Here is a 24,399-nt window from a genome sequence, read left to right as displayed (position 1 = left end):
AACCCTACCGAACGTCTCCCCTGTCCTTTTTGTCCCCGACTCGGTAGATCGACGTTGACCTCGAGAGTGTGACGCCTAGTGTGCCACGAGAGACGATTTCCGGCTCCTGGAACGCCAGGATGCACCCGGCCGCTCACGCCTCGGATGTCGGCGACAGCGGGTAGCGTTCTCCCGTGCCCAAGGACAGTCGCGACCTCCCGCCCGTCGAAGAACTGCTCACCACCGCGGTGAAGGAGCTCGGCGGCGCCGAGCGCCCCGGGCAGGTCACGATGGCCCAGGCGGTGCGGGACGCGGTCGAGAGCGAGGAGCACCTCGCGGTCCAGGCGGGCACGGGCACCGGCAAGTCGCTCGCCTACCTGGTCCCCGCGATCAGGCACGCCGCGCAGACCGACAGCGCCGTGGTGGTCTCGACCGCCACGATCGCCCTTCAGCGCCAGCTCGTCGACCGCGACCTGCCGAGGCTCGCCGACGCGCTCGAGGACCTGCTCCCGCACCGGCCGGAGTTCGCGATCCTGAAGGGCCGCCGCAACTACCTGTGCCGCCACAAGATGGCCGCGGGCATGCCCGACGACGAGGAGGACCAGCTCTTCGATCCGCGCGAGGTGAGCGCGACCGGCCGGATGGTCCAGCGGATCCAGGAGTGGGCCTCGGAGACCGAGACGGGCGACCGCGACGAGCTCGTCCCCGGGGTCAACGACCAGGCGTGGCGGCAGTTCTCCGTCCACGCCAAGGAATGCCTCGGCGCGCAGCGCTGCCCGAGCGGCGCGGAGTGCTTCGCCGAGCTCGCCAGGGAGCGCGCCGGCCAGGCCGACGTGGTCGTCACCAACCACGCGCTGCTGGCCATCGACGCCATGGAGGACTTCCCCGTCCTGCCGGAGCACGACGTCGTCGTCGTCGACGAGGCCCATGAGCTGGTCGACCGGGTGACCTCGGTCGTCACCGACGAGTTGTCGGAGGCCACGGTGGGCGTCGCCGTCCGCCGGGTGGGACGGCTGATCGAGCAGGGGCTGGCCGACCGGCTCCAGGAGGCCGGGGAGGACCTGGCGGCACTGCTCGCCGCCGCCCCGCCCGGCCGGGTCGACGACCTGCCGCAGTCGCTGGGGCTCACCCTCGCCCTGGTGCGCGACGCCGCCTTCGCCTGCATCACGGCCCTTGGCCCGCGGAACAAGGACAAGGACGATCCGGAGAACGCCGGCCTGCGCAAGGCGACGTTCACCGCTCTCGACGAGGTCCACGACACCGCCCAGCGGATGCTGGACGCGTTCGGCGCCGACTCCGAGGCCGACCGGGCGGAGGTCGTCTGGCTCGACGAGGGGCGTGGCCGCATCCCCCCGACGCTGCGCGTGGCGCCGCTGTCGGTGGGCGGGATGTTGCGCGACAAGCTGTTCGGCGACCGCACGGTCGTCCTCACCAGCGCCACCCTCGCGCTGGGCGGCTCCTTCGACGGCATGGCCCGCCAGTGGGGGCTGAGCGGAGACGACTGGACCGGTCTCGACGTCGGCTCGCCGTTCGACCATCCGCGCAGCGGGATCCTCTACGTGGCCAAGCACCTCCCGCAGCCCGGCCGCGACGGCCTGCCCGAGGAGTACCTCACGGAGATCACCGAGCTGATCGAGGCGGCGGGCGGCCGGACGCTCGGCCTGTTCTCCTCGATGCGGGCCGCGAAGGCCGCCACCGAGGCGCTGCGCGAGCGGATCGACGTCCCGTTGCTCTGCCAGGGCGACGACTCGACCTCTCAGCTGGTCAAGCAGTTCGCCGCCGACCCCGCGACGTGCCTGTTCGGCACCCTGTCGCTGTGGCAGGGCGTGGACGTGCCCGGTGAGTCGCTCACTCTGGTCATCATCGACCGCATCCCGTTCCCCCGGCCCGACGACCCGCTGGCCTCGGCCCGGCAGCGGCACGTCGCCGCGACCGGCGGCAACGGCTTCATGGCGGTCGCGGCCACGCATGCGGCGCTGTTGCTCGCGCAGGGCGCGGGCAGGCTGCTGCGCTCGATGAACGACCGGGGTGTCGTCGCCGTGCTCGACCCCCGGCTGGTCACGGCCCGCTACGCCGGATTCCTGCTGAACTCGTTGCCGCCGTTCTGGCGCACGACCGACCCCGGCAAGGTCCGCGAGGCGCTCCGGCGCCTCACCGCGGACGCCTGACGGGGTCGGCCGCGGGCGGTCGTTACTTCTCGGTCACCGTGAACACGGCCGACTGCGCCACCGAGACCAGTCCGTCGTCGGGCAGAAGCCTGACCACGTACTCGCCCGGGGCCAGCGGCCACGAGGAGTCGGCGCCGATCGACTTCGGCCCGATCTTCGCCTGTCCCTCGATTGCCGAGCCGGTGTAGGTGTACACGAGATATTCGGAGGTGTCGGTGCACGCGCCGTCCGGGCAGGCGTAGACCGAGACCCAGTCCAGACCCATGCCGGGCGCGTTCGACCAGTCGATCGTGATCGGCTCACCCTGCCTGTAGCGGCTCTTGCCGGCCGACACCGTGGTCGGCTCGCCGGCGGGGTAGAGCCAGACCTGCGCCTCGGAGACCGCCTTGCCGCCGGAGACGAGGGCGACGTCGTAAGCGCCGCGGCGCAGACCCCTGGTCGGCAACGTGACCGTGCCGTCGGTGCTCCCGGCCTTCGTCGGGCGCGAGGAGACGACCCGGCCCTTCGCGTCGCGCAGTTCCACACGCTCGCCGTGCCGTCCGGACGCGTGGTAGGTGACGGGGAGGTCCTCGCCGATCGTGACGCGACGGGTGGCCGGTGACACCAGAACCTGAGGCACGGCAGGCACGACGTCCAGGGTGGACACGACGCCCCGGTGGTCGGTCGGCCAGGGGGACACACCCACGCCGACGTCAGGCCCGCCCTTCTCGCCGACCACGGTGCTGTCGATCGTGCGGGTCGGACCGGCGGTCAGCACCCAGTCGATCCGGTCGAACACCTCGTGCGGGTCGGCCTCGGGGCTGCCCGGCGTCCAGGTGAAACCGGGGACGGCGACGGGATCCGGGTGCGCCTCGCGATAGGTGTCCCGCAGTCCCGCGGCCGCCAGAGCGCTGCTGGCCGGCCACTTCACCGGATAGGGGACGTCCGCCCGCTCGGCCGCGACCGCGGGCGTCCAGTCCAGGTGGGAGGGGCTGTTGAAGTCTCCGGTCAGCATGACGGGGATGCCCTTGCGGGCCAGCGCGGGGAGCACCTTGACCAGGTCCCGCACGGCGGGCAGACGGGTCTCGCGCTCAAGGTCGAGCACCTGCTTCACGGTGCCGCCGTCCCGGACCAGATACGGGCCGTAGGGGTCGGACGGCAGGTGCGTGTTGGCGACGGCCACGACGCGGCCCGGAGCCACCTCGACGAACACGTACAGGCCGTCGCCGCCCGGCGGGTCGATGATGGGGAACCGGGACATCACGTGGGCCCGGTTGCTTCCGTACCAGCCGAGGGCCGACGCGATTTTCTCGACGTTCCGCTCCGGCTCCTGCACGCCAACGATGTCGGCATGCGCCTGCGTGATGGCACGTTCGATCTGCATCAGAGTCTGCGGGCACCCGTTCGCCTCCGCGCAGAACTCGCCGGTCTTCAGATCGAGGTCGTCGCCACCGTAGAAGATGTTGAGTGTCATCACCCGCACTCGTTCGTGCCCGGCGGCACCGTGCTCGTCGGTCGTCGTGGACGCGGATGCCGCCCCCAGCGTGAGCGTCGCGGACGCGAACAGCGCCACGGCGAACGCCACCGTCCGCCGTCGGTTCAGAATCATCGGTCCTCTCCTCGCTCGCGCCTCGACGGGCCGGCCGGCCGGCACGAGCAGGCCCCAACGTAGGAGCGAGCAGGAGACCGCCGCCCCCCACTACCCCTGTCCGCTGGGCGAATCTGTTCTGAACCGCGATCGAACAACGTCGCGGGGCGTCATCACAGAGGTGTGACGGGATCCCCCAGGCGGACGGTTCCGGGGTTCCTCGGCACCAGGCGGACGCCGAACCAGGTCCTGCCGTCCCATCGGCGGTGCCTGGCCAGCGTCCGCAGCGGCTCCTTGCCCTTGAGCTGCGTGTCCGGGTCGATCGTCGTGACCGCGCACCGGTCGCACAACTCCGAGACGCGGAAGTCCACCTCGCCGATGCGGACGCCGGCCCAGCCGTCCTCCGCGTACGGCTCGGCCCCGTCGACGACCACGTTGGGCCGGAACCTGGCGACCGACAGCGGACCGGGCATCTCCTCCCCCCGTTCCACCGCCTCTTCGGCGATCCAGTCGTCGAGCCGGCGCAACGAGGCGGTGGAGGTGAGCAGCAGCGGAGCATCCCAGGCGAAGCTGACGACCTCTCCGGGGAGCCCGCCGTGCCGGACGGAGACCGAGCGGCGGCGGGGATCGTCCAGCCACACGAGCCGGGCCGGGCATCCCAGCAGCCGGGTGAACCACGCGTGCGCCGCGTCGTCGGCGGCCACGGCGCGGTCGAGACCGGAGAACCCGACGGGAACGGCGGGGCCGGCCGCCGGGCGCACCGCCAGATCGGGGAGGCCCGCGGCGGAGAGCGCGAGACCTCCGTCGCCGAGCTCGCGGGCGCGCACCGAGACCATGCGGGGGAACTCCCCCAGCCACAGGTTCTCGCCGTCCTCGCCGATCACGGCCCAGCGGCGGTCCCCCTCGAGGCCCCACGCATGCACGAAAGCGCTCTCACGCGCGAGGCCGGCTGCGGACTTCAGCGGATACACACGGATGTCCGTCAGTTCCATCGGCCCAGCCTACGTCGCGAGAGAGCGCTTTCAGCGGCAGCGGCCGAAGTCAGCCGAGCGGCGTCAGACCGGGGCGCTTGGCGTCGAGATCGTCGCCGGACGACGTGCCCCGCACGCGGCGGCCGACCCATGGGGCCAGGTGCTCGCGCACCCACTGGACGTCCTCCCGGCGCTTGACCTTCGCGTCCACCTTCTCCCTCGCCGGCCAGACCTTCCGCCAGTCGTCCGACGGGACGCCGAGCACGTCGAGGACCTTCCCCGCGACGATGCGGTGGCCCTCGGCGTTCAGGTGCAGCCTGTCGTCGCTCCACGCCCGCCAGTCCCGCAGCGGCTGCAGCGACCAGATGTCCACCAGGTGGCAGCCGTACAGGTCGGCGATCCCGCGCACGTGCATGAAGAAGACGGCGAACTTCCCGCGCGCCACGCGCATGATCGGCGTGTCCCGGGGGTCCATGCCGGTGAACAGCACGACCTCGGCGCCGGTGCCGCGCAAGGTCCGCACCGCCGACGCGAACTTCTTGGCCATCTGGTCGGGGTCGGCTCCGGGCCGGAGGAGGTCGTTGCCGCCCGCGCAGAAACTGATCAGGTCCGGGCGCATCTCGACCGCCTGCGGCACCTGCGACTCGACGACCTGGTCGATGAGCTTGCCGCGGATCGCCAGGTTGGCGTACGTGAACCCGGGTTCCCGCTCGGCCAGCCGCTCGGCGACCCGGTCGGCCCAACCGCGATATCGGGTCACCTGGCCAGGGCCGACGGGTGGACCGGCGAGGAGCGGGTCGTTCAGGCCTTCCGTAAAACTATCTCCTATTGCGACATATGACCCGTAGCTCATCGAACCCGCCTTGCTCTGATGTTTCAGTCGTTACTCACCAGTATCGGCGATGGCGCGGAGTGCGAGTTCATAGGACCGCATGCCGAAACCGGCGATCGTCCCCGTCGCGACGGCCGCCACGACCGACGTGTGGCGGAACTCCTCACGAGCGCTGGGGTTGGACAGATGCACCTCGACCAGGGGCGCGGTCCGCTGGGCGATCGCGTCACGCAGCGCGTAGGAGTAGTGCGTGAACGCCGCCGGGTTGAGGACGACCGGCGTGCGGGAGTCGGCGGCCTCGTGGATCCAGCCGACCAGTTCCGCCTCGTCGTCGGTCTGCCTGACCTCCACCGACAGGCCGAGCTCCCGGCCCGTCTCCCGGCACAGGGCCGACAGGTCGTCGAAGGTCTGCGCGCCGTAGACGTCGGGCTCACGGCTGCCGAGACGCCCGAGGTTGGGACCGTTCAGCACGAGCACGGGCCTCATCGGCCGACCTCCCGGTAGGCCGCTTCCAGCAGTTCCTCCGACGGGTTCTCCAGGCGTGAGACCTTGGCGATCCCGTCGAGCACCACGAAGCGCAACGTCGCCCCGCGGCTCTTCTTGTCGACGCGCATGTGGTCGCGGAGCTCGGGCCACGCCTCCTTGCGGTAGGCCGTGGGCAGCCCGACCGAGGTGAGGATGGACCGCGTGCGCTCCACGATGTCCTTGCCGATCCGGCCGTCGAGGCGGGACAGTTCGGCCGCGTACACGAGGCCGATCGCCACGGCCTCCCCGTGCCGGATGTGGAAGTGCTCCACCCGCTCGATCGCGTGGGCGAGGGTGTGGCCGTAGTTGAGGATCTCCCGCACACCGCTCTCACGCAGGTCGGCGCCGACGACGTCGGCCTTGACCTGGATCTTCCGCTCGATCAGCTGGCGGGTGTGGCCGCCCTCCGGAGTGCAGGCGCCGGCCGGGTCGTCCTCTATGAGCATGAGGATCGTCGGGTCGGCGATGAAGCCGCCCTTGATCACCTCGGCGAGCCCGGCGACGTAGTCCTGGCGGGGCACGCTCACCAGCGTCGCCAGATCGCACAGGACGCCGGCGGGTGGGTGGAAGGAGCCGACGAGGTTCTTGCCCTCGGGGGTGTTGATGCCGGTCTTGCCTCCGACGGCGGCGTCGACCATCGCCAGCAGCGTGGTCGGCACCTGCACCACCTGCACGCCGCGCAGCCAGGTCGCCGCGGCGAAACCGGCCAGGTCGGTGGTCGCTCCCCCGCCGACGCCCACGACCGCGTCGGACCGCGTGACGCCGTACCGGCCGAACGCCGACCACAACTCGGCCGCGACGGCGACGGACTTGGCCGCCTCGCCGTCGGGGACCGGCAGGGAGACCACCTCGAGCCCTGCCGCCTCCAGCACCCCGCACACCGGCCGCGAGATCTCGGGCAGGCTCGCCGGATGCACCACCGCCACCGTCCGCACGCTCGGGGCCAGCAGTCCGGGCAGCTCGCCCAGGACGCCGGTGCCGACGACGACGTCGTAGGGGCTCTCGCCCCGGACGGTGATGCGGGTGGCGGTCACAGCGCCGCCGCGATCTCGGCGACGACGTCTTCGGGCTCCCTGTCGTCGGTCTCCACCGTGGTGACGGCCAGCCGCTCGTAGACCGGGCGGCGCTCCTCCATCAGCTTCCTGAGCTGGCTGCGCGGGTTGAGCACCAGCAGGGGCCTGGCGGAGCCGAGACCGACCCGCTTGACCGCCTGGTCGAGACCGACCCGCAGGTAGACGACCCGGTGGCCGGCCAGCAGTTCCTGGGTCGGGCCGTGCAGGACCGACCCGCCGCCGAGCGACACCACGCCGTCGTGGCCCTCCAGCGCGGCCCGTACGGCCACCGCCTCCATCTCGCGGAACGCGGCCTCGCCGTCCTCGATGAACACGTCGCTGATCGGCTTGCCCGCGACGGCCTCGACGTCGGTGTCGGTGTCGCGGAAGGACACCCCAAGGTGGTCGGCGAGGAGCCTGCCGACGGTCGACTTGCCGGAACCCGGCGGTCCGATGAGGACCACTGCGGGTTGTTGAGACGCCGAACTCATGATCACAGACCTTATTACTTGATCACCAGAGAGGAGAGGTAACCCGCCAGGTTGCGGGCGACCTCTTCGACCGAGTCGCCGCCGAACTTCTCGACGGCGGCGTCGGCCAGCACGAGCGCGACCATCGCCTCGGCGACGATCGCCGCGGCGGGCACGGCGCACACGTCGGAGCGCTCGTGGTGCGCGGTTGCCGCCTCACCCGTCAGCACGTCGACGGTCGCGAGCGCCCGGGGGACGGTGGAGATCGGCTTCATGGCGGCGCTGACCCGCAGGGGCTCCCCGTTGGTCATGCCGCCTTCGACGCCGCCGGCCCGGTTCGTGATCCGCCGGACTCCTCCGGCGGTGTTCTCGATCTCGTCGTGGGCCCGCGAGCCCGGTCGGCGCGCGGTCTCGAAGCCGTCGCCGACCGCCACGCCCTTGATCGCCTGGATGCCCATCAGCGCGCCGGCGAGCCGGGAGTCGAGCCGCCGGTCCCAGTGCGTGTAGCTGCCGAGACCCGGCGGAAGGCCGTAGGCGAGGACCTCGACGACGCCGCCGAGCGTGTCGCCGTCCTTGTGCGCCTTGTCGATCTCGGCCACCATCGCGGCGCTCGCCTCGGGGTCCACGCAGCGCACGGGGTCGGCGTCGACCGCCACCATGTCACCGGGGCCGGGGACGATCCCGCCGGGCGCGGACGCCGAGCCGATGGCCACCACGTGGCTGACGATGTCGACGCCGAGGGCCTGCTTGAGGAAGCTCCTGGCGACCTGGCCGAGCGCCACGCGGGCGGCGGTCTCGCGGGCGCTGGCCCGGTCGAGCACCGGGCGCGCGTCGTCGAAGCCGTACTTCTGCATGCCCGCGAGGTCGGCGTGGCCGGGCCGGGGACGCGATCGGGGCGCGTTGCGCGCCTGCCCCTCGAGGACAGCGGGGTCGACCGGGTCGGCGGCCATCACCGTCTCCCACTTGGGCCATTCGGTGTTGCCCACCCGGATGGCCACCGGCGAGCCCAGCGTGCGGCCGTGCCGTACACCGCCGGAGATCGTCACCTCGTCCTGCTCGAACTTCATCCGCGCGCCCCGGCCGTATCCGAGGCGGCGGCGGCGCAGCGCCTCGTCGATCTCCGCCGTGGTCACCGCCACCCCCGCGGGGAGGCCCTCCAGGATCGCGAGAAGCTCGGGGCCGTGCGACTCCCCTGCCGTCAACCAGCGCAACATGCTGACAAGTCTTCCATGTGTCACACGCGGGTCAGCACCGCCACGAGGGCTGCGACGAGCATGAACGGGCCGAAGGGGAACTCGGTGGTGCGATTCGCCCGGCGGGTGACCAGCAGCCCGGCCGCGTAGATCGCGCCCAGGAAGTGGCCGCCCAGACCGGCGATGATCGCGGCCTGCGACCCGAGCGCACCGGTGAGCAGGCCGACGATCCCGGCGAGCTTGACGTCTCCGAGCCCCAGCCCGGTGGGGCGGATGAACCACAGGACGGCGTAGACGCCGCCGAGGACCAGCCCCCAGATCACGGCCGAGGCCAGCTGCCCGGAGGGGATGAGCAGGGCGAGGACGATCGGGTAGGACGGCAGAGTGATCATGTCGGGCAGCCGGAAGGTCCGCCAGTCGATCACGGCGAGGGCGACCCCGGCCACGGCGGCGTAGAGCCACGGGGCGAGCAGCCAGTCGTCGTGGAGCCGCCAGGTGACCAGTCCGGCGGCGAGCGCGGTGGCCCCCTCGACCAGGTACGGCCGGCGGGGCAGCGGGACGGTGCGGATCGCCCGCGCGAAGGCCTGCCGGGCCTCCTTGCGATGATCTTCCACGTCCGCGCCGAACCCGTCGGCGACCGCACGAGCGTAAGAACCGGCGATCAGCCCGAGGACGGCCGCGACGGCGACGGGCACGGCCACCTGAACGACCATGGCCCCGCCCCTTATCCGCGCCGCCTCCGGGACCACCATCGTCGCGGACTCTCCCCCACCCGCGCCACCGTGGCGCCGGGAAGCGACTCCACCAGCCGGTCGACGGCCGACGGGTCGCGCCTGGCCTCCTCGATCGTGGCCAGCGCCTGCAGCATGCCGCCCTCGATCACGAAGGGGACGGGCCCCGCGACGTCGACGACCACGGCGGACGCGTTCTCGTGCCGGGCGGCCTGGCACACCTGGGGAGCGGTCGCCTGGACCGGACGGGCGTCCGCCCGCCACCTGGCCATCGGCTCGGCGCCCGTGAAGGCGAGGACGGCCTCCCTGCCGTCCTTGCCGACGAGCTTGGGGAGCGCCATCTCGCTCTCCTTCTCCTGCCTCAGCCCGTGCTCCCCCACCTCGGACTCGGTGAGCAGGGCCACGACCGGCACGAGCAGCCTGGCCTCACCCATGGCCGCGAGCACATCGGCGGCGGTCGCCGTCCCGGCCTGGTATCCGGCCAGGGCCGCGGAGACCGGCGCGTCCGCGCCGCCGTCGTCGTCGGGTCGCAGGGGCTGCGGAATGGCGGGCACGGCTCAGGAGCCTATCCAGCGAGGTCGGCTATGGCGATTACGGGGCCGCCTCCCGAGGGGCCCTGGTGGACCGCCGCGACGGAGACGAACACGGCGGGGTCGCCGGTCACGCTCGCCGCGACGCCGCCGACGGTGGCCTTGATCTGCCGGTGCCAGTGCACGTCGGAGTCGTCGAGCATGATGTTGCGCCGTCCGCGGACCCGCCCCGAGGGGTCGGCCTCGCACTTCATGAAGACGTTGACCAGCCGGTCGCCCAGGTCGGAGGGGTGGGGCCGCTCGGGGAGCTCGATGCCGGAGTCGCGGATGGCCGCCCAGATGCCGTCGGCGTCGAGGGCGTCCTTCATCACCGAGTGGCCGGCCCGGTAGCGGCCGCCGATGCCCCGGACGTTGCCGACCACCACGATCTGGGCCACGTCGAGCTCGACGCCGCTGGAACACGAGGCGACCGACGAATAGAGCGACAGGTCCTTGTGGATCTGCTCCGCCGAGGGCATCTCGATCTCCCCCAGCGCCACGGCGATGCCGAGGGCGGTCGTGGAGTTGGAGATGTCCATCGACTTGAGCGTGTCCTCGGTGACGACCGTGTGCCCGCGCTCCTTGGCGTCGGTGATCGTCGAGAGGGTGAGGAGCGGGGTCTTGGTCTGTACATAGTGGACGTCGGCCGGGTCGTCGATTCCGGCGATCTTCATGGCCTCCCGCACTCCGGCGGCCACCTTCTCCACCATCGCGGGCCTGCCGATGTCCTCGGGCAGGATGACCTCGCTCATCGCGACGCCGACGCTCAGCCGCGGCTCGTCGGTCGGCACGGCCTCGGCGGGGTCGAGGGTGGCGAAGATCGTCGCATGGGGGCTGAGCACGCCGTCGGTGCCGCCGGACCAGACGAGGGGCACCTGCTTGACCTCCTCGAGCGTCCGCGTGCCCTTGGCCACGAGCACCTCGCGGAACGCCCGATCGGCGAGGATGCGAGTGTAGTCGTTCACGCCTCCGTTGCCCTCGGTCTTGCCGACCACCGCCAGGACCCGGTCGGCGTCGATGACCCCGTCGTCGATCAGCCTGGCGAGCCCGGACGCGTCGGTGACGCTCTCGATGGCGACCTTCCGTACCTCGATCGGATCCGGCATCTATCTCTCCGCTCCTCTGGATACCCTTGTCCCGATATTTCCTGATAGCGCCTCGCTGATGTGCTCCAACGAGGTGATCACCGCCTGCCCGCCGTCCTCGGCGAAGCGCAGCGCCGCCTCCACCTTCGGCCCCATGCTGCCGTCGGCGAAGTGCCCGGCGGCCTGCAGCGCCCGGAGCCCGTCCGTGGTGATCTCCTCGATCGGCCGGGCGGCGGGCGTCCCGAACCCGACGACCGCGTTCGGCACGTCGGTCGCGATGACCAGATCGGTGGCGTGTACGGCTCTCGCCAGCGCCGCGGCCGCGAGGTCCTTGTCGATGACGGCCTCGACGCCGTCGAGCGCGCCGTCGGCGCCGCGGACGACGGGCACTCCCCCGCCCCCGGCGGCGACCACGGTGTACCCCGCCTCCATGAGGGCGATCGCCGCGGGCGCGTCGAGGATCTCGACCGGCTGGGGCGAGGCAACGACCCTGCGCCAGCCGCGCTCGAACCGGCGCCAGGTCTGGCCGTGGCCTTCGAGGCGACGGGCCTCGGCCTCCTCGAAGTACTGCCCGATGGGTTTCACCGGCTCGCGGAACGCGGGGTCCTCGCGGTCGACCAGCGTGCGGGTCACCACGGTGGCCAGCCGGATCGGTTCGGGCGCCAGCGCGCGCTCCAGCGCGTTCATGATGAGGGTGCCGATCGTGCCCTGCGTCTGCGCGACGCACCAGTCCAGCGGGACCGGCGGCACGACGTGCGCGGTGAGCTGGTTCTTCAGCAGGATGTTGCCGACCTGGGGACCGTTGCCATGGGTGAGCATCACCTCGTTGCCGGCCCTGATGAGGCTCGCGACGTGTGTCATCGCCCGCCCGATCGCCCGGTGCTGGTCACCCGGCGCGGCACTCCCGTCGGGAGCCGTCATCGCGTTGCCGCCCAGTGCGATCAGTATGCGTCCGCCCACATCGCGAAACTATCCAGCTCGCGACGGCCCTTCATTGGCGAATATCGCCCATCGAAGGCCCATCCTTCGGCAAGCCTTCGCATCCTTGGCGCGGATCTGCCGCAGTGGCGCGAAATGACGGCAGAATCGATCTATGCCCCCCGAGAAGCTGGAACCCAACGAAGTAGGCGCGGCCTTCGCCGCCCGCCGCGAGCTCGGCCCTCAGTACGAGATGGAGCTGGCCGAATCGCTCGTCGACAGGGTCAACGCCGTGATCGACTCACGGCTGGCCGAGAAGAAGGGCAAGCGCCCGCCGCTCGACTGGGCGCAGATGACGCTCGGCCTGGGTTCGCTGGCGTTGGCCATCCCCCTCGTGGCGATCGTGTCCTCCAACGTGCCGGGCACGCTCGGCCTCATGCTCGTCTTCGGCGTCCTCGCCGTGGTGAACCTGGCCTACGTGCTCACGCGCGCCCTGCACAACAACCGCGACTGAGCGCGCCCTACATGTAGTCCCATTTACGGCTGATGTCGTGGAGCGCCTCCGGCACGTCCTCGGGGGACGGGAGAGTGCGTCCCCGCTGGACGGTGCCGGAGCGGATCTTCTCCCGCCAGTCGCCGATGCCCTTGACGAACTCCCCGTCCTGCCGGTCGCCGTACCGCAACATGGCCGGCTCCCACTCCACTCCGAGGAAGTCGCAGATCCTCCTCAGCTGGGTCTCCGGCTCGTCCGTGAGCTCCTCGTACCGTACGGTCAGCCCCTTCAGCCGGTTCCTGGCGTTCTCCAGGTACGTCATGTAGTTCAGGGTGTGCCGGACGGCCTCCTCGGGAGGGCGCCGCTCGGGATCGGCCTCCGACCAGGACTGGGCGATCGACATCGGGTGCCTGATCAGGAAGATGAACCGGGCCTCCGGCCAGCACGTCGAGATGCGCCGCCAGGCGAAGACGTTGCTCGGCGTCTTCTCCACGAGGATGCGCTTGCCGCTCCTGGCGAGCTCTCGGTGCAGCATCCGGTCCCAGAGGATGTGCTCGATGTCGCTCTGCGTGTGCCCGAGGGTGTCCATCGCCTGGCGTAACGGCTCGGTGGGGAGGTTCACCGACAGGCGGCGCACGTGCAGTTCGTGGGGCGCGTGGATCTGGGAGTGGCAGTTCAGCATGACGCGCAGCAACGTCGACCCGGACCGCACCGAGGACAACACGAACACGGGGTCACGCAGGAGGCGGTCGTTCTCACGATCGGCCGGGGGCCGCACGGCGTCGTTCGGCATCCGCATGAACGTCTCGGGGATGGAGTCGGGCCGCTTGATCGTGTACCCGGTCAGTCCGACGAGTTTCGAGTTGACCTTGCGCTTCCAATTCATGACCTTGAAACCTTAACGCCCGGTTAAAAACGGTGCCAAGTCCATGCAAGCACTTCACAGGCGTCCCACAGGCGGATTTCAGCCAAGTCGCAGCAGGCGCGCGACGGCCTCGTCGATGACCTCGTCCCTCTTGCAGAAGGCGAAGCGCACGAAGTGGCGCCCGCGCTCCGGGCGGTCGTAGAAGACCTGGGTGGGGATCGCGACCACGCCCGCCAGCTCGGGCAGGCGCATGGCGAACTCCATGCCGTCGTCGAACCCCAGCGGGCGGATGTCGGTCTGGACGAAGTAGGTGCCGGCGGGCCGCAGGACGTCGAATCCGGCCGTCCGCAACCCGGCCGCCAGCCGGTCGCGCTTGGCCTGCAGAGCGGCCCGCTGCGCGGCCACCCACTCCATCTCCTCGCGCAGCGCGTACGCCACGGCCAGCTGCCAGGGCGCGCTGGAGGTGAAGGTCAGGAACTGCTTGACGGTCTGGACCGCCCGCGTGAGCGACGGGGGCGCGCAGATCCAGCCGGTCTTCCAGCCGGTCACGCTGAAGCTCTTGCCCGCCGACGAGATCATGATCGTCCGCTCCCGCATGCCGGGAAGCGTCGCGAGGGGGATGTGCTCGACGTCGTCGAAGGTCAGATGCTCGTAGACCTCGTCGGTGACGGCGATCAGGTCGTGGTCCCTGCAGACCGCGGCGATCTCCTCGAGTTCCGCCCGGGTGAAGACGGTCCCCGTGGGGTTGTGCGGCGAGTTGACCAGCACGGCCCTGGTCCGGGGACCGACGGCGGCGGCCAGCTCCGCGGGGTCGAAGGTGAAGCGGCCGGCGTCCACCCGCAGGGTCACGGGCCTGCGCACGGCTCCCGCGAGCGCCACGGCCGCACCGTAGGAGTCGTAGAAGGGCTCGAAGACGATCACTTCGTCTCCCGGCTCGCAGACGGCGAGCACGGCGGCCGCGATCGCCTCCGTCGCGCCGACCGTGACCAGCACCTCGGTGCCGGGGTCGTAGGCCAGGCCGTACCAGTCCTTGCGGTGGTCGGAGACGGCCTGCCGCAACTCCGGGACGCCGGGACCCGGCGGGTACTGGTTCAGCCCGCCCCTGATGGCGTCGACGGCGCGCTCCAGCATGCGGGCGGGCCCGTCGGTGTCGGGGAAGCCCTGGCCGAGGTTGATCGCCCCCGTGTCCATGGCCAATTTCGTCATCGTCGCGAAGACGGTCGTGCCGAACTCGCGCATCCGTCCCACCAGCGGCTCTTCCACGCGGCCACTTTATGCCCGGCGGCACGCGGCCCCCACCCCCGGAGGACCGCCTTCGCGACTCGTTCCGACATCTAGGGACATTTACCTATTAGGCATTAAAGACGGGATTTGTCGTGATTGCCGCGCTTCGCGGATGACAGCTCTAGATCGGCCCGTTTCGCCGGGTTACTTTCTAAAGACAGCTCGTTTGGCACGTGCCACTCAGCGAAGGAAGAGAGGAATGACGTTTTCCGCGACCTTTGTGGTACGTGTCACCTTCGTGCTCCTCGGGCTCGCGGCGCTGGCGGCCGGGTACATCGGGATGGCCGCCTACGCGCCGTACATCGACGGCCCGCCCCCCACCCGCCTCGACCTCCTCTACTGGGACCTCCAGCTGTTCGTCTTCGACTCCGCTCCTCTCGGGGGGAGCGGTCCCCTCCCCGGCGCGCTGGAATTCGCCCGGTTCGCCGCACCGGGGGTCACCGTTTACACACTGGTCGAAGGCGCACGACTGCTCCTTTCATCGGAAATGCGGCGGATACGGGCGCGTGAATCCCGCGACCACGTCGTCGTATGCGGATCCGGGGCCGTCGCGATCGCCCTGGTCGAGAAACTCCGCCGCACGAGCGAGCGAATCGTGATGATCGGCTCCTCCGCCACCCCTCCCATGGGCGACGGGAAGGTGCTCTACGTCAACGGGGACGCGCGGAGCCCGTCCACCCTGCGGGCGGCCGGCGTGCACCGGGCGTCGGTGTTGTACGCATGTGAATCCGACAGCTCCGTGAACACCGCCATCGCGCTGGCCGCGCACGGCATGCCCAGGATCGGTGAGCGGCATCCCCTCTCCGCGTACGCACACATATCGGACCCCGATCTGTGCGCCGCGTTCCGGGCGCGGCGGCTCAGCCTTCCCGGCACGCCGCGCCTGCGCCTCGACTTCTTCAACCTCGACGAACTGGCCGCCCGCGTCCTGCTCGAACAGCACCCCATCGTGAACGACCGCCCCATCGTGGTGATCGGTCTCGACGCGTTCGGCCGCAGCCTGCTCACCGAGATCGCCAGGCGGCGACGGCTCCAGGGCTCGTCCCCGCGCCGCCTGCCGGTGACGGTGATCGACACCCGCGCGAGCCAGGCCGCGCCCGCCCTGTGCCAGAGGTTCGAGTTCATCGGCGAGGTGTGCGCGCTGACGTGTCACGACGTCGCGCCCGGCGACCTGCCGCTGACCGATCTGCTCCCCGGAGAGACGCCGCAGCGGGTGTTCGTCTGCTACGCCGACCAGGACCTGGCGCTCAAGACGGCGCTCACCTCGCTGAGGTTGTGGTGCTGCGGCCCCGGCTCGCTCGTCGTGCGGGTCGAGCAGACGGCCACGTTCGGCAGCGCCTTCGACGACGTCCGGCTGCTCGAGGGACTGTCCGGGGCCCTGCGCATCTTCGCGATCAACGAGGCCGCGGGCGATCCCCGGCTGATCGCCGAGGATCTGGTGGAGACGCTGGCGCGGGCGATCCACGAGAACTACCTCCTCGTCAACACCGCCCGGCACACCGGTCCCGCCGCGAACGTCTCCATGGTCGGCTGGGACGCGCTGCCGCCGCGCCTGAAGGCCGCCAACCGGGCGCAGGCGGAGGACATCGGCCGCAAACTCGCCGCCATCGGCTGCGCGCTCGCCCCCCGGGTCGAACCGGACCTCGCCTTCGCCTTCAAGGACCACGAGATCGAACAGCTCTCGCAGATGGAGCACGAGCGCTGGCTGAAGGACCTGATCAGGAACGGCTGGACCTGGGGCCCGATGAGGGATGCCGAGCGCAGGAGGCACCCCGACCTCGACAGCTGGGACAGGTTGTCGGCGGAGGCCAGGGAGAAGGACCGCGACACCGTGCGGAGCCTGCCGGGGATCCTCGCCGACGCGGGCTTCCAGATCGTCAGAATCTCGTGATCGGCGACAGGTCCGTGGTGGACTGGGCTGTATGAACCACTCCGCGGTGACCGGCCGCGTCCGCTCGCTCGACGCGCTCCGCGGACTCGCGATCTGCGGGATCATGCTCGTCAACACCTGGCAGCACACGCTCGCCTACCGGAAGGCGACGTCCGTCGACTGGGTGATGGGCAACCTGTTCCAGAGCCGCTTCTATCCGATCTTCGCGTTCCTCTTCGGCATGGGCTTCGCCCTCTTCCTGCAGTCGGCCGGTTCGCGGACGCCTCGTCCGCGGCTGGTGCTGCTGCGCCGGCTCGCCGTCCTCGCCCTGCTCGGCGCCGTCCACACGCGGATCGAGCCGGGAGAGGTGCTGCTGCCGTACGCGATCCTCGGCGTCACCGTCCTGCTCCCGGCGAGCTTCCTCCCCAGGCCGCTCGTGCTGCTCGCCGGCACGGGCACGATGGTCGCCGCGATGGTCACGGGCAGGCCGTATGTGCTGATCGCCGCGCTGTTCCTGCTGGGCCTCGCCACCGTCGGGTACGGCGCTGCCGGCCGCCTGGCGTCGCCGGTCGTGTTCGGGACGAGCGCGGTGCTCGCCGTGCTGCTGACGTGGTGGTGGAACCATTCACCGCCCGGCGGCGGGGTCTACCAGGCGGCGGCCCTGTGCGGCGCGGCCGCGTACGGCACGGGCTTCCTGCTGGCCGTACGGCGGACCGCCCTCTTCGAGGCACTCGGCAGGATGGCGCTGACCAACTACGTGAGCAGCACGGCCGCCATCCTGGCCGCGGCGCCCCTGCTGCGCGTGGACGACACTGGCTCGGCCGTCATCGCGGTGACCGTCGTCACGCTCGTCGCGCAGGCCGCGTTCAGCCGATGGTGGCTGACGCGCTACCGGTACGGCCCCCTCGAATGGATCTGGCGATGCCTCACCTGGTGGGAACCGGTCGCCAACCGGCAGACTGGGACACGTGACCCGCATAGCCCTGTGCCAGATCCCCGTCGACCACGATCCGAAGACGAACCTCGAGACCGTTCGTGAGGCGCTCGCCCGGGCGGCGGGCGCCGACCTGGCCGTCTTCCCCGAGTCGACGCTTACGCGTTTCGGCAGGGGTGTCACCGAGGCGGCCGAGCCTCTCGACGGCCCGTTCGTCACCGGGCTCGCCGAGGCGGCCAGGGAGCACGGCACGGCCGTCATCGCGGGGGTGTTCGAACCGGCCGAGGGGGGTCGCGTCTACAACACGGCCGTCGCCCTGGACCGGACGGGACGGCTCGTCGGCGCCTACCGGAAGATCCATCTGTTCGACTCGTTCGGCGCCCGGGAGTCCGAGATCGTGGCCCCGGGAGACGCCCCGGTGGTCGTGGAGCTGGCCGGGCTGAGGGTCGGCCTCATCACCTGCTACGACATCCGATTCCCCGAGCTGGCCCGGCAACTGGTCGATCAGGGAGCCGACGCCTTCGCGGTCATCGCGGCGTGGGGCTCCGGCCCGATGAAGGAGGATCACTGGGTCACGCTGGCCAGGGCGCGGGCGATCGAGAACACCACCTGGACGGTCGCCGTCGGCCAGGCGCCGAACCCGTCCGCCCGCGACTCCTTCGGCGTGGGCCGCAGCATGCTGATCGATCCGATGGGCGCCGTCCGGCACGACCTCGGTCCCGGGCACGCCGTACAGGTCGGGGAGATCGACCCTGGTCTGACCGAATCCGTGCGAAGGACCCTTCCGTCACTGGAACATCGCCGGCTTGGAATCACCAGCTCGTAAACTTGGGCCCATGAGCGAGCCGGGACACAGGACACAGATGCAAAAGGTGATCCCGCCCAGGCTGCTCGTGCCGTACCTGGGGAGCAAACGGACGATCATCTCGGGGTACGTCTACCGCGTGCAGGACTGCGGCCGCCTCACCACCCCCGGGTCGCTCGTGGAAGCCCTCGACCTGGGCTTCGAAGGATCGGAGCTGACGCCGGACGTGCCCGAGCTGTACATCATGCGGTGGTACGCGCGTGACATCGACACCTACGTCGTCCCGTACGGCCCGCACATGGGCGGGGATTGGAGCGATTCACCGCCGTTCACCGGCAACGGGTTCACGACCTCCCGGGAGCATGTGGTGCCCCAGTTCCACACCATGCCGATGCCGATCCCGGCCGGGGCGGAGATCACCCACCTCACCGGCGCCGGGGAACGCTCCTTCGCCGGCTACGACGGCCTGACCTGGCGGCCCGCGTCATGACGGACATCGAACCGGCCGGCCTGGGGTTCGTCGCCGAGTACCGCGGCCAGACCTACGCCGCGGCCATCGGGCCGGAAAGCGACGACGTCGTCCTGTTCAGCGAGTCCGCCGACGAGGGGTTCGCCAAGGTCGGCAGCTACTGGCGGCTGAGCGTGCGCCGGTCCGACCTCCAGTCGCTGACACTGCTGCGCACGGTCGGGGCGTTCGGCGGCGAGCCGTGCCTCGTCCTGGACGAGGACGACGGCGGCGACGCCGACGGCCTGCACATCGCCTACACCGGTCACAGCGGCATGAAGGCGGAGGCTCTCGGCTACTGGCTGGTCGACCACGGCGCCTACGAGGTGGTCGTCCCCCGGGACGAGGTGCACTCGATCCGGGTCGAGCGGGTGCCCGTCCCCACCACCGAAGATCAGGACCCCAGCGACCGGTAGCGCTCCAGACGAGCGGCGAGGCGCTCGGGGGCGGGCGTGTCGAGCAGGCCGATGATCTCGTACTCGAGCGTCCGGGCGACCCGGCGGCAGAAGGCCTCGGGCTCGTAGGCCGCGTCAGGGCGTTCCGGGACGATCCGGTCGACGATGCCGTCCCGTAGCAGGTCCGCGGCCCGGACACCCTGGGACCGCGCGATCTCGGGCGCGAAGTCGACGGTCCGGTAGAGGATCGCCGACGCGCCCTCCGGCGGGAGTGGGGACAACCATCCGTGCTGGGCGCACACGACCCGGTCGGCGGGCAGCAGGGCCAGCGCCGCTCCGCCCGCGCCCTCGCCGAGCAGCAGGCACACGGTCGGCGCGTCCAGCATGACGAGGTCGGCCAGCGAACGGGCGATCTCCGCCGCGAGGCCGCCCTCCTCGGCGGCCTTGGACAACGCCGCGCCCGCCGTGTCGATCACGGTGACCAGGGGCAGGCCCAGTTCGGACGCCAGACGCATGCCGCGGCGCGCCACCCGCAGCCCCGCCGGGCCGAGGGGTGCGCCGGCCCGCTGGCGCCTGCGATCCTGGCCCAGCACGACGGCGGGAGCCGCGCCGAACCGGGCGAGGGCGAGCATCAGGCCGGGCTCGTGCTCCCCCGTGCCGGTGCCGTTGAGCGGCGTGACGTCGTCGGCGCCCAGCTTGAGCAGGCTGCGTACCCCCGGCCGGTCGTCGCGGCGGGAGCGCATGATCGCCTCCCACGCCTCCGCCGGTTCGCCGGCGTCCTCCGGTTCCGGCCCACGGACCAGCCCCCTCCTCGGGGCGCACAACACGGCGAGCGCCCTGATGGCGATCTCCCGCGCGTCCTCGGCGGACACCACGGCGTCGACCAGGCCGTGGGCGTACAGGTTCTCGGCGACCTGCACGTCCTCGGGGAACGGATAGCCGTAGAGCGACTCGTAGACCCGCGGGCCCAGGAAGCCGATGAGCGCCCCCGGCTCCGCGGCGGTCACGTGGCCGAGCGAGCCCCACGACGCGAAGACGCCGCCGGTGGTGGGATGGCGCAGATAGACGACGTACGGCAGGCCCGCGTCGCGATGGCGCGTCACCGCGACTGTGATCTTCACCATCTGGGCGAAGGCGAGGGCGCCCTCCTGCATGCGGGTCCCGCCGCTGGCCGGGGCCGCGAGCAGCGGCAGTCCCTCGGCGGTGGCCCGTTCGACCGCGCGGACCAGGCGCTCGGTGGCGGCGACGCCGATGGACCCGGCGAGGAAGGAGAATTCGCAGGCGACGACGGCCACCCGCCGGCCGTCGAGCGTGCCCTCCCCCGTGATCACCGCCTCGTCGTAGCCTGTGGCGGCCCGGGCGGCGGCGAGTTCCTCGGCATACTGCGATCCCGGGGCAGCGCGGTCGAGGGGCGGTTCGTCCCACGGCTTCCACGAGTGGGCGTCGAGCACCCGGACGATGAGGGCTCGCGCGTCCGGGCGTGAGGTCATCGTTCGCGCTCGCGAAGCCATTCGAGCACGGCGTCGTTGTCCTGGCCCAGGGCCGGAGGCGGCGTGTGGTCCCGCGGGTCGTCCCCGTCGAAGCGCAGGGGCGGGCCGGGCAGGTCGATCGGGCCGAGGACGGGGTGGTCGACGGTCACCACCAGGCCCTGCGCGTGCACCTGTTCCCAGGCGTAGACCTCGTCGATCGAGCGGATGGCGCCGGCGGGCACTCCGAGCTCACCCAGCGTCGCCAGCCAGTGCGCCCGGGTGTGCGCGGCCAGCGCTTTCTCCATGTCGGCGATCAGCTCCTCTCGATGCGCGAAGCGATCCCTATTAGTCGCATATTTCGGGATATCTGGATCTATGTCTAGGAGCTCGGCGATCTTCCGCCACTGACCGTCGTTGGCGACCGCGAGCTGGATCATGCCGTCCGCGCAGTGGAACGCCCCGTACGGCGCGATCGAGGCATGGTGGTTGCCGCTGGCGCGCGGCACGGTCTCCCCGACGGTCCAGGCCGTCCCGTGGTAGGAGTGCACGCCCACCACCGAGGCCAGCAGCGACGTGCGCACCACCGTGCCGCGGCCGGTCCGCTCCCGCTCGTAGAGGGCGGCGGCGACGCCGTACGCGCCGTGCACGCCCGCCAGCAGGTCGGCGATCGAGGCTCCGACCCGGTACGGCTCCTCCGGCGACGGCCCCGTGAGCGACATGAGGCCCGCCTCACCCTGGGCGATCTGGTCATAGCCGGGCCTGCCGCCCTCGGGCCCGTCGTGCCCGAATCCCGTGATCGACAAAACGATCAGGCGCGGATTGAGCTCGTGCAGGCGCTCGACGGAGAACCCGAGCCGGTCAAGCACTCCCGCGCGGAAGTTCTCGACCAGCACGTCGCTCTGCCGTACGAGCCGTTCGACGAGGTCACGGCCCTCGGCGGACTTCATGTCGACGGTGATCGACTGCTTGTTGCGGTTCGCGGCCAGGTAATACGTCGAAATATCGTGATCTGGTCCGACAAAAGGTGGACCCCAGTTCCGTGACTCGTCCCCGGACGGGTGCTCAACCTTGATCACGTGTGCTCCCAGGTCCCCGAGCATCTGGGCGCCGTGCGGACCGGCCAGAGCCCGGGACAGGTCGAGCACGACGACGCCGCTGAGAGGTCCCTGGTTACGGAGAGGTCTCTGCACGGTCAGCCTCCACGGAAGACGATTCGGGTCCTTCCGGCAAGACTGCCAGGTGACCCGGATCACTTCCACCGAAGGCGCCGCCCGTCGCCAGGCGACCTCGTCATGAACACCGCGCCGTCCTCACGGTTGTCCGGTCGCGACGAAGGTCCGCAGCGCGCGAACGGCGGTGCGGAATCGGAACCGTGAGGTCAGTGGGGCTGCTTGTGCCTGCGCATTCGGTCCATCAGCCGCTGGAACCGCTCCTTGTTGCGCGGGTCGCGGGCCATCGTCTTCGCCTTCTCCGTCATCCGCCGGCCCTGCGGACCGCGGAAATATTCCTTGATCCGCTCGATTATCTTCGCCATCTGCCCGTTCACCGTCCCTTGTGTCGTTTTGTCATTATTCGGCTACCCAGGGGTGTCGCCTCCAATCACAAGATCACACCTAACGGGCGCCATACGGTTCCCGGCCAATGGCTCGGCACGCCCATGTGCGAGGCGTTACGTTGGTGCGCCTGGGACGTCGGAGAGGCGATCGGAACATGGGAAATGTGCCGCCGGGGACGGGACCGCTCTCTCCGGACTTCAGCGGGATCGACCCCGTGCTGCTGGCGGGCTTCGTCACCGAGCTGGAGCACGCGCGCGGCGTGATCGGCGAGCGAGCCGAGATGGTCCGCCGCATCTTCGCCGCCAACGGCGTTCCGGCGGCGTCGCTGGACCCGGTCGGCGAGGCGGAGCGGTGGATCGACGAGAACCTGCCGGAGTTGCGCAGGCGCCATCAGATGGCGAACGGCATCGCCCGGCTGCCCGGCTGGAATCCCGGGGCGCCCGGCGGGCTCCTGCCGTACGAGGAGCAGGCGATCCTCCCCGGCGCGGAGGCACGGCGCCTCGGCCGCCAACTGGCCTCGGACCTCCTCGACATCGATCCGGACGCGTTCTTCGACCTCGCGCTGAACGACAAGTACGCGGAGATCGTCGAGCGGCTGGCCGGGCATGTCCACGATCCCGAGTTCACTGCCGCGTTCTTCGCCTTCCTGGGGCCACGGCTCACGCTGGACCTTCCGCGTCGGCTCAGGAAAGCGCTGCAGGAGGGTGAGGAGACCGCCCTCGCAACCGTGAGCCGCGCCCTCGGCACAGCCGTCGGAGGGGCGAGCGACATGGCGGGCTTCTCCGCGGTTCTGGACGCACTCGGCACACGGGCGCAGAGCGCCGAGGACCAGAAGGCCGTGGGCGACCTGCTGTCGGCGGGTCGTTTCCCCACCGAGTGGCTGGCGAAGGTCGTCGCGACGCAGGTGTTCCCTCCGGACGACACACTTCTCGCCTCCGCTCTGACGCCGTACTTGAACGCGCTCGCCCGGGATCCCGAAGCCGCTCGCTTGGCGTTGAGCCTCGCGACTCGCGACAGTCCGCGACCCCGTGACGTTCCCCGGTTCCCGCTGCTCGCCCGGCCCGGCTTCCTATCGGCCGACGGCAGGCCGGATCTCGCGACGCTCCTCAAAGATCTCAGCGGTCGCGCTTCGGAGGACGCCTCGTCCTCCGACGCGTTCGGACGCCTTCTGGCGTCGGCATCCGGCGCCTACGACGAATCGGACGGCGAGCACAGCGATGTAGCCGCCCGTTTCGCGTTCATGGTCATCGCGGGCGTGGACGACCTTGAAATCGCGCCTCCAGCCCGGATCCACCTGGCCGAGATCGCCGGAGCGTATGCGACCGAAATCACCGAAGGGGCCAACCTCGGCGACGACAACCAATTGCTTCCGAGTTCCTTCGGAGCAATGACGTCACGCATTCCCGGACTGAATCCCGCATTTCGCCTGAGTCCGGAGGACACTTATCGCTTCATCGCGGCCTTCGCCGGCACGGCGGCCGATCGGAGGCCGTTCGACGACGGGATGGGGAACTTCACCCGACGGCTGATCGACGAAAACGTCCCGATCATGATCAGGAGCAAGGACCCCTCTCACTTGGATGACGTCTTCGCCGCACTGGGCAACGTGCGCGGCTTTGAGCTCGCGGCCGCGGAAAAGTCCGCAAGAGCTATGGACGAGGCCACCGCTGAGGCATCCGACGACGCCAGCTTCGCGCTCGGCACGACACTTGGTTTGGCCGGTGTGGGTGTCCCCGCCGGCCTTGCCGGAGCGATGTTCTGGACGCTCCTGAGCACCGGCGTATCCGCTTCGGACACCTACAAACCGGATGCGCAATCTGAGGTGGGCAAAATCGCCGACACCGACAATCTCGAGACCCTGGGCCGTCAGCACACGATCGTTGGGGCCATGATGGATGCCGGTTTCGCCCCCCGAGTCTCGCCAGAGGAATACGACACAGATCATTCTCTTGGCATCGCCGACGGAAGCGGCCGCCTTCGCCCGTTCGCCGAGATCGCCCGAGCAGGTGAAAACAGCCTGCGTTCGCTCGATCAATGGTTCATCGCCAACGGCATGGGAACCGGAGACAAACAAAGCCTCGGAGAAAGTGCGAGCGACTTCGCGACCGTGTTCGAAGGACGCAAGACCCGTGCACGGAGTCGCGCGCTTACGTTTGACTGACC

The 24,399-nt window shown here is 70.6% G+C and carries 24 protein-coding genes; 8 read left to right on the top strand and 16 right to left on the bottom strand.

Annotated features, from left to right (window positions below; all coding sequences use genetic code 11):
* Positions 1–173 precede the first annotated feature (173 nt).
* Positions 174–2,147, top strand: a complete 1,974-nt coding sequence (locus Pph01_RS17105; protein WP_204074064.1) for an ATP-dependent DNA helicase — start codon at positions 174–176, stop codon at positions 2,145–2,147.
* A 22-nt stretch (positions 2,148–2,169) separates the two neighbouring features.
* Here Pph01_RS17105 and Pph01_RS17100 read toward each other — a convergent pair whose 3' ends face one another.
* The 11 genes from Pph01_RS17100 to Pph01_RS17050 all read right to left on the bottom strand — a co-directional run bounded on the left by Pph01_RS17100 (position 2,170) and on the right by Pph01_RS17050 (position 12,102).
* A complete protein-coding gene (locus Pph01_RS17100) occupies positions 2,170–3,735 on the bottom strand; it encodes an endonuclease/exonuclease/phosphatase family protein (RefSeq protein WP_204074063.1) in 1,566 nt (521 codons plus the stop codon).
* Positions 3,736–3,887: 152 nt separating this feature from the next.
* The gene (locus tag Pph01_RS17095; RefSeq protein ID WP_204074062.1) at positions 3,888–4,706 is read right to left on the bottom strand and encodes an MOSC domain-containing protein; all 819 of its coding nucleotides are present in this window, start codon (positions 4,704–4,706) and stop codon (positions 3,888–3,890) included.
* A 49-nt stretch (positions 4,707–4,755) separates the two neighbouring features.
* Positions 4,756–5,538, bottom strand: coding sequence for an SGNH/GDSL hydrolase family protein (locus tag Pph01_RS17090; protein ID WP_204074061.1), 783 nt, complete (start codon positions 5,536–5,538; stop codon positions 4,756–4,758).
* Positions 5,539–5,568: 30 nt separating this feature from the next.
* Positions 5,569–6,003: a type II 3-dehydroquinate dehydratase gene (gene aroQ / locus Pph01_RS17085; RefSeq protein WP_203883120.1), complete on the bottom strand. Its 435-nt coding sequence runs from the start codon at positions 6,001–6,003 to the stop codon at positions 5,569–5,571.
* The gene (aroB, locus tag Pph01_RS17080) at positions 6,000–7,076 is read right to left on the bottom strand and encodes a 3-dehydroquinate synthase (protein WP_204074060.1); all 1,077 of its coding nucleotides are present in this window, start codon (positions 7,074–7,076) and stop codon (positions 6,000–6,002) included. Before aroB ends, aroQ begins: the two co-directional genes overlap by 4 nt.
* The gene (locus tag Pph01_RS17075) at positions 7,073–7,585 is read right to left on the bottom strand and encodes a shikimate kinase (RefSeq protein WP_204074059.1); all 513 of its coding nucleotides are present in this window, start codon (positions 7,583–7,585) and stop codon (positions 7,073–7,075) included. Before Pph01_RS17075 ends, aroB begins: the two co-directional genes overlap by 4 nt.
* Positions 7,586–7,599: 14 nt before the next feature.
* Positions 7,600–8,778 (bottom strand): chorismate synthase, encoded by a 1,179-nt coding sequence (gene aroC, locus Pph01_RS17070; RefSeq protein ID WP_204074058.1) that lies wholly within the window; start codon positions 8,776–8,778, stop codon positions 7,600–7,602.
* Positions 8,779–8,798: 20 nt separating this feature from the next.
* On the bottom strand, positions 8,799–9,470 hold the full coding sequence (locus tag Pph01_RS17065) for a prepilin peptidase (protein WP_204074057.1): 672 nt from the start codon (positions 9,468–9,470) through the stop codon (positions 8,799–8,801).
* Positions 9,471–9,481: 11 nt separating this feature from the next.
* The gene (locus Pph01_RS17060; protein ID WP_204074056.1) at positions 9,482–10,042 is read right to left on the bottom strand and encodes an SseB family protein; all 561 of its coding nucleotides are present in this window, start codon (positions 10,040–10,042) and stop codon (positions 9,482–9,484) included.
* Positions 10,043–10,053: 11 nt separating this feature from the next.
* On the bottom strand, positions 10,054–11,163 hold the full coding sequence (bar, locus tag Pph01_RS17055) for a barbiturase (RefSeq protein ID WP_204074055.1): 1,110 nt from the start codon (positions 11,161–11,163) through the stop codon (positions 10,054–10,056).
* Positions 11,164–12,102 carry a carbamate kinase gene (locus Pph01_RS17050; protein ID WP_239116762.1) on the bottom strand — a complete coding sequence of 313 codons (939 nt, stop codon included), beginning with the start codon at positions 12,100–12,102 and terminating at the stop codon, positions 11,164–11,166.
* 133 nt (positions 12,103–12,235) lie between these two features.
* Between Pph01_RS17050 and Pph01_RS17045 the strand changes: the two genes are divergently transcribed.
* On the top strand, positions 12,236–12,574 hold the full coding sequence (locus Pph01_RS17045; RefSeq protein ID WP_204074054.1) for a hypothetical protein: 339 nt from the start codon (positions 12,236–12,238) through the stop codon (positions 12,572–12,574).
* Positions 12,575–12,581: 7 nt separating this feature from the next.
* Here the strand turns inward: Pph01_RS17045 and Pph01_RS17040 are convergent, their stop codons facing one another.
* Both Pph01_RS17040 and Pph01_RS17035 read right to left on the bottom strand, forming a co-directional pair.
* Positions 12,582–13,439 (bottom strand): sulfotransferase family protein, encoded by an 858-nt coding sequence (locus Pph01_RS17040; protein ID WP_204074053.1) that lies wholly within the window; start codon positions 13,437–13,439, stop codon positions 12,582–12,584.
* A 78-nt stretch (positions 13,440–13,517) separates the two neighbouring features.
* Complete coding sequence (locus Pph01_RS17035) at positions 13,518–14,681, bottom strand: pyridoxal phosphate-dependent aminotransferase (protein WP_204074052.1); 1,164 nt, start codon at positions 14,679–14,681, stop codon at positions 13,518–13,520.
* A gap of 220 nt (positions 14,682–14,901) precedes the next feature.
* Between Pph01_RS17035 and Pph01_RS17030 the strand changes: the two genes are divergently transcribed.
* The 5 genes from Pph01_RS17030 to Pph01_RS17010 are packed head-to-tail and all read left to right on the top strand — an operon-like array spanning position 14,902 to position 19,232.
* On the top strand, positions 14,902–16,593 hold the full coding sequence (locus tag Pph01_RS17030) for a RyR domain-containing protein (RefSeq protein WP_204074051.1): 1,692 nt from the start codon (positions 14,902–14,904) through the stop codon (positions 16,591–16,593).
* Positions 16,594–16,624: 31 nt separating this feature from the next.
* The gene (locus Pph01_RS17025) at positions 16,625–17,611 is read left to right on the top strand and encodes a DUF418 domain-containing protein (protein ID WP_204074050.1); all 987 of its coding nucleotides are present in this window, start codon (positions 16,625–16,627) and stop codon (positions 17,609–17,611) included.
* Positions 17,541–18,332 carry a carbon-nitrogen hydrolase family protein gene (locus Pph01_RS17020; RefSeq protein WP_204074049.1) on the top strand — a complete coding sequence of 264 codons (792 nt, stop codon included), beginning with the start codon at positions 17,541–17,543 and terminating at the stop codon, positions 18,330–18,332. Before Pph01_RS17025 ends, Pph01_RS17020 begins: the two co-directional genes overlap by 71 nt.
* Before the next feature lie 10 nt (positions 18,333–18,342).
* On the top strand, positions 18,343–18,801 hold the full coding sequence (locus Pph01_RS17015) for a hypothetical protein (RefSeq protein WP_239116761.1): 459 nt from the start codon (positions 18,343–18,345) through the stop codon (positions 18,799–18,801).
* On the top strand, positions 18,798–19,232 hold the full coding sequence (locus Pph01_RS17010; RefSeq protein ID WP_204074048.1) for a hypothetical protein: 435 nt from the start codon (positions 18,798–18,800) through the stop codon (positions 19,230–19,232). Before Pph01_RS17015 ends, Pph01_RS17010 begins: the two co-directional genes overlap by 4 nt.
* Here the strand turns inward: Pph01_RS17010 and Pph01_RS17005 are convergent.
* From Pph01_RS17005 to Pph01_RS16995, 3 genes are all read right to left on the bottom strand, one after another.
* Positions 19,211–20,701, bottom strand: coding sequence for a carboxyl transferase domain-containing protein (locus Pph01_RS17005; RefSeq protein ID WP_204074047.1), 1,491 nt, complete (start codon positions 20,699–20,701; stop codon positions 19,211–19,213). The genes Pph01_RS17010 and Pph01_RS17005 overlap by 22 nt on opposite strands.
* Positions 20,698–21,870, bottom strand: a complete 1,173-nt coding sequence (locus Pph01_RS17000; RefSeq protein WP_204074046.1) for a CaiB/BaiF CoA transferase family protein — start codon at positions 21,868–21,870, stop codon at positions 20,698–20,700. The genes Pph01_RS17005 and Pph01_RS17000 overlap by 4 nt, the downstream gene beginning before the upstream one ends.
* A 188-nt stretch (positions 21,871–22,058) precedes the next feature.
* A complete protein-coding gene (locus Pph01_RS16995) occupies positions 22,059–22,214 on the bottom strand; it encodes a hypothetical protein (RefSeq protein ID WP_204074045.1) in 156 nt (51 codons plus the stop codon).
* A gap of 236 nt (positions 22,215–22,450) precedes the next feature.
* On the opposite strand from Pph01_RS16995, the gene Pph01_RS16990 reads away from it, so the two are divergent.
* Complete coding sequence (locus tag Pph01_RS16990) at positions 22,451–24,397, top strand: hypothetical protein (RefSeq protein ID WP_204074044.1); 1,947 nt, start codon at positions 22,451–22,453, stop codon at positions 24,395–24,397.
* The last annotated feature ends 2 nt before the right edge of the window (positions 24,398–24,399 follow it).

Origin of the sequence: Planotetraspora phitsanulokensis (genome assembly GCF_016863295.1) — a bacterium.
In the GTDB taxonomy this organism is placed as follows: Bacteria; Actinomycetota; Actinomycetes; order Streptosporangiales; family Streptosporangiaceae; genus Planotetraspora; species Planotetraspora phitsanulokensis.
The sequence above is the reverse complement of the archived record's forward strand: the minus strand, read 5'-3'. Positions and strand labels throughout refer to the sequence as shown.